The sequence below is a fragment of the Clostridium sp. CAG:265 genome (assembly GCF_000436575.1).
GTDB lineage: Bacteria > Bacillota > Clostridia > Clostridiales > Clostridiaceae > Clostridium > Clostridium lentum.
In genome coordinates, this window is record NZ_FR886632.1 from 1 (window position 1) to 1,765 (window position 1,765).

At 26.3% G+C, this 1,765-nt stretch carries 2 protein-coding genes; one reads left to right on the forward strand and one right to left on the reverse strand.

What is annotated here, in order from left to right; all coding sequences use genetic code 11:
• The first annotated feature begins 393 nt into the window (after nucleotides 1–393).
• On the forward strand, nucleotides 394–591 hold the full coding sequence (locus Q5O29_RS09145; protein ID WP_022212650.1) for a hypothetical protein: 198 nt from the start codon (nucleotides 394–396) through the stop codon (nucleotides 589–591).
• A 102-nt stretch (nucleotides 592–693) separates the two neighbouring features.
• On the opposite strand, the gene Q5O29_RS09150 is transcribed toward Q5O29_RS09145, so the two are convergent.
• A complete protein-coding gene (locus Q5O29_RS09150) occupies nucleotides 694–1,371 on the reverse strand; it encodes a uracil-DNA glycosylase (RefSeq protein ID WP_022212651.1) in 678 nt (225 codons plus the stop codon).
• Nucleotides 1,372–1,765: the final 394 nt, after the last annotated feature.

Below are 1,765 nucleotides of genomic sequence, written 5' to 3' on the forward strand. Positions count from 1 at the left end.
TCCTCGTGTCCCTGGTTCGATTCCTGGTCGAGCCACCAGGTAAGCAGCTTGTTGAATAATAAGCTGCTTTTTTGTGCTTAAATATATACTCATTAATTATAAAAGATATATTGAATCGTTATTTTAAAATGGACGGTTTAATATATCTTTTTTTTATAAAAAATATAATAACACTATGTTAAGCTGATATAAATTAAAGATAAAAGGCAATAATATAATACTAATAGATAAAGAAATAAAGCTCTATGGTATAAATAATAAAAAGTTAATAAAAAATATACAAAGAGTTATAAAATAACTCTTTACAAGTTAAGTAAAAGGATTTATAGTTATTTGTAGAAAGTAATTTTATATTAATTTGTATTAAGATATAAATATGGGAGGGTAGTTAAAATGGGAAAATTTATGTTATCAGAAGAGGATTATGAATATTTAACCAAAGGAATAGCTATAGGTGTTGGAATAGGAATTTTTGTGGGAGCTTTTTTTGAAAATATAATTTTTACATTTGCTGCCGGAGGAGTAATTGGAATGATAAGTGGTTTAATATACTCTACTTATAAAAAGTTTAAAAAGAAAGAAATAATGTAAGATATTATTTTGATTTATTCTATTAGATAAGGAGCCCTATGTAAAGTTTATTTTCATAGGGCTCCTATTTTTATATATGCACAGAATAAAAAAATATGTATCCTATATATTTTCTATTTGCCAATCTATAGGTTTTTTACTTATAGAGATAAGGAAATCGTTGGCTTTTGAGAATGGATGGCTACCAAAGAATCCTCTAAAAGCTGATAATGGACTAGGATGAGTAGATGTTAATATCAGATGCTTACTATTAGTTATTAGGGATTTTTTTTGAATTGCATTATTTCCCCACAAGATAAAAACAACTGGGTCGTTCTTTTTATTTATCAATTCTATTATCTTATCCGTTAGTTGTTCCCAGCCTTTATTTTTATGAGAATTTGCAGCACCATCTCTTACAGTAAGAACAGTATTAAGAAGTAAAACACCTTGATCAGCCCACTTTTTTAAATATCCGTTGTTAGGAATATAACAACCTAAATCATTATTTAGTTCTTTATATATATTACTTAAAGAAGGAGGAATAGCAACAGTAGGATTTACCGAGAAACTTAATCCATGAGCTTGATTCATTCCATGATAAGGATCCTGACCTAATATTACTACTTTAATATTTTCATATGATGTGAAATTTAAAGCGTTAAATATATTTTCTTTATCAGGATGAATAATATGATGCTTATATTCATTATTGAGAAAATTCCTTAGGTTAAAGAAATAATCCTTTTTAAATTCATCTTTTAATAAATAATACCAGTCTTTGGCTAATACATTAGTCATAAAATCACCTCTTACATTTTAGTTTATACAATATGAATTATAAGTATTAATAATAGAAATGCCAATAATTTCATCAAAATAGGCAAAAACGTTACCTTGCATATCGTATATAGATATATTAAGAAAAATGGAGAAAAATAATATAAATTAAGATTAATATGCTTAAATTAGTAATAAAACATAAAATTATGGAGAATAATAATGGTAAGATAAAACACGTCGCAGAGATGACATACAGATAAATATCTAGTAGGTAAATTTGCGAAAATGGAAAGTAGTTTCTGAAAAAAACTTTTTAAAAAAAAGTTGTTGACAGAATAAACTTCCAGTGATAAGATAAGAAAGTCGCTTGAGGGCGACAAGATAAATGGTCTTTGAAAATTGAACAGAATAT